Source organism: Vibrio sp. D173a (assembly GCF_030248475.1).
Map to the genome: position 1 here is coordinate 1 of NZ_JAHGAH010001253.1, position 1203 is coordinate 1203.

The following is a 1203-nucleotide window of genomic DNA, read 5'->3' on the forward strand; positions in this document are numbered from 1 at the left end:
AACACCAATAAGCCCTTATCAATTTCGCAAACTACCTCACCATCAACGCGAACGGCCGCTTCACTTACTCTTTGAATCAGTGCTATCACTGTGATTTCCTTGTTCTGGAACTTCTTGATTATCGGTAGAGTGTACCATTTCTTTCGCCTCACTCCACTGTTCACGCTCACCCAGTGCCGCAGTAACCTCAGCACCCACCAGAACGATTAACCAACACAAGTAAACCCAGACAAACAGAATAGGAATCGCCGCCGGTGCGCCGTAGATAAGTTGATATGACGGGAACTGAGTAATGTAAGCCGCAAAGCCTTTCTTACTCAATTCAAACAGCAGGGCGGCCACCAACGAGCCCGCCGCCGCGTGAGAAAAGTTGACCTTTTTGTTCGGAACCAACAAGTACAAGCCAAAGAAAGTGAAGAAAGAGAGGATTAATGGCAGCTTGCGAATCACAAAGTTATACAGCCCAGAGACGGTCTCGTTTTGTAGCAGGGTAAGCGAAGTCACGTAAGACGTCGCAGCGATACTCGCGCCTACTAAGATTGGCCCCAGAGTTAAAACCATCCAGTACATTGAGAAAGAGTGAACCGGACGACGCTTGCCCTTCACTCGCCAGATGTAATTCAGGTTTTTATCGATGTTGGAGATCAGCATCATTGCAGCAATAAACAAGAAGCCACTACCAACTGCGGTCATCTTGCCGGTATTTGCGACGAAATCCTGCAAAGCGTTGTGTACGGCATCACCAGAGGCAGGGACAAAATTATTGATAATGAATTTCTGAATCACGATCCCTACATCGGCAAACACCGAAAAAGAGGAGAGTATCGATAACAATACCGCCAGCATCGGGACAATAGACAGCAGAGTGATGTACGCCAAGTAGCCAGCATTCACATTTACCCGATCGTGTTTCATCCTTGCTATCAGGTAGTGCGAGAACGCGATGCTGAGCGTGGCTGTCTTTTGGATCTTCAACTTGTAACTCCCATGTAACTCGTTCATAGTCCTAATAATGTTGATTATTTGTATATAGGAACCAAGGATGCCTTATTTTCTCGTATTAGTGCTATCTATTTTTACCCTAACCGGATGTCAGTCGGCGTATTACTCAGCCATGGAGCAAGTGGGTTACCACAAACGTGACATCATGGTCGATCGTGTAGAAGATGCCAAAGAGTCTCAACAAGATGCTCAAGAAGAGTT

The 1203-nt window shown here is 46.3% G+C and carries 3 protein-coding genes; 1 reads left to right on the forward strand and 2 read right to left on the reverse strand.

The window, feature by feature from the left end; translation table 11 throughout:
• Both KIV40_RS32645 and KIV40_RS32650 read right to left on the reverse strand, forming a co-directional pair.
• Nucleotides 1-89, reverse strand: an 89-nt coding sequence (locus KIV40_RS32645; protein ID WP_375164937.1) for a D-aminoacyl-tRNA deacylase, incomplete at its 3' end; no start/stop codon positions are given.
• Nucleotides 61-1002, reverse strand: a complete 942-nt coding sequence (locus KIV40_RS32650) for a virulence factor BrkB family protein (protein ID WP_285353516.1) — start codon at nt 1000-1002, stop codon at nt 61-63. The genes KIV40_RS32650 and KIV40_RS32645, both read right to left, overlap by 29 nt.
• A 40-nt stretch (nt 1003-1042) precedes the next feature.
• Between KIV40_RS32650 and KIV40_RS32655 the strand changes: the two genes are divergently transcribed.
• The coding region (locus KIV40_RS32655; RefSeq protein WP_285353518.1) for a DUF2959 family protein at nt 1043-1203 on the forward strand (161 nt) is incomplete at its 3' end.